The organism is Wolbachia endosymbiont of Pentalonia nigronervosa, from assembly GCF_014534705.1.
Taxonomy (GTDB): Bacteria; Pseudomonadota; Alphaproteobacteria; order Rickettsiales; family Anaplasmataceae; genus Wolbachia.
On record NZ_JACVWV010000157.1, the window covers coordinates 1 to 1365 of the forward strand.

Genomic DNA, 1365 nt, shown 5'->3' on the forward strand with positions numbered 1-1365 from the left:
TCTAACTTTTTTCCAGTATTTGCATTCATTCCTTGCATACATTCTTTCACTTTTCCTGACTTAGTACTTGGAGTCGTTCGTATTTCTCACGTGCTATAGTGATAGCCTTTTTTAGTCTCTTCTCAAGGATTTCTTTGGGAGGAAGCTGCGTTAAATACTGTGCAACGTGAATATTGGATCCGTCAAGTTCAAGGTATTCTATGTCCTCTTGATCCTTATCAGCACATAAAATAATTCCTAGCGGCTTTCCCTCACCAGGTTTCTTTTCATTTTTATCCAACCAATTCAAGTACCATTCCATCTGTCCCTTATATGCTGGCTCAAAGCGACCTATTTTTAACTCTATTGCAATGAGGCATTTTAACCCTCTATGAAAGAATAACAAGTCTAAATATCTATCAGTTTTTTCAGTACTCATCCTTTTTTGACGTGTTACAAAACAAAAATCATTACCAAACTCTTGCAAAAACTTTGTCAATTCATCCAAGATCGTATTTTCTAGGTCATTCTCACTGTAACTTGATGGTAATTCTGCAAAGTTAAGAAAGTATGGGTCGTGAAAAATGAATTCCGGTGCTAACGTATTTTCTTCACGTAACTTTTTTATACTTTGTTTTATACAGTCCTCTGGTTTTTTTGCCAACGCTGTACGTTCATACAACATAGTATCTATCTTACTACGTAGTGTTCTCACACTCCATCTTTCAATACGACACATTTCTAGATAGTAGCTGCGCTTTAAGTCATCAGAAATTGCAATAATTTCTATAAAATGTGACCAACTCAATTGTTGTGACAGTGTCGCGACAATTTCTTGATCAGGAAAGAATTTAGAAAATTGCACCATCCGAAACAATGAAGCTCTATCAAATCCACGTCCATACTTAATCTGAAGTTCCTTTGCAAGTTGGAAGATGATTCGTTTTCCATAGTCTGCACGTTTGTGCTTTAAAATACCTTGATCAATTCTGAAGCCAATCTCCCAATTTAACAATACTAGAGTAGAATTGAACTGTGTAGCAAGATGATTTTTTGCTCTATCTATTAAATGACTAATATCTCCTAATAGGCTAGTAGTTATATCCATATTCATAACTTTTTTGGTAAAATTCATTATAGCACATGTTAGTCTTTACCCCGAAAAAACATCACTGCTACCACTTATCACCTTGGAACCACAGGATACTAAATCTCCAACTCTTCCAACTCCATAGCCATTAGCAAATACTATTTTCGATCCTTCAGTTAATATTTTTTCTTCACTAAAACTATCTCCTTGCCTGCAAATTGGCTTATCATTCACAAAAACGTCTCTGCTTCCACTGACGCAAAAATGTGGCCTTTCTTCCATACAATGATCTCCTT

General features: G+C 35.5%; 2 protein-coding genes. Both read right to left on the reverse strand.

Translation table 11 applies throughout. From position 1 onward, the window contains the following. Window positions 1-46 precede the first annotated feature (46 nt). Window positions 47-1093: a PDDEXK nuclease domain-containing protein gene (locus IC220_RS07570; protein WP_188153796.1), complete on the reverse strand. Its 1047-nt coding sequence runs from the start codon at window positions 1091-1093 to the stop codon at window positions 47-49. 39 nt (window positions 1094-1132) lie between these two features. Further along, on the reverse strand, window positions 1133-1365 hold a 233-nt coding region (locus tag IC220_RS07575), incomplete at its 5' end, for a PAAR domain-containing protein (RefSeq protein ID WP_223158815.1).

What these genes read in the sequence shown, in the direction of transcription:
- IC220_RS07570 (WP_188153796.1), bottom strand. Translation starts at nt 1,093, where the DNA reads ATGAATATGGATATAACTACTAGCCTATTAGGAGATATTAGTCATTTA.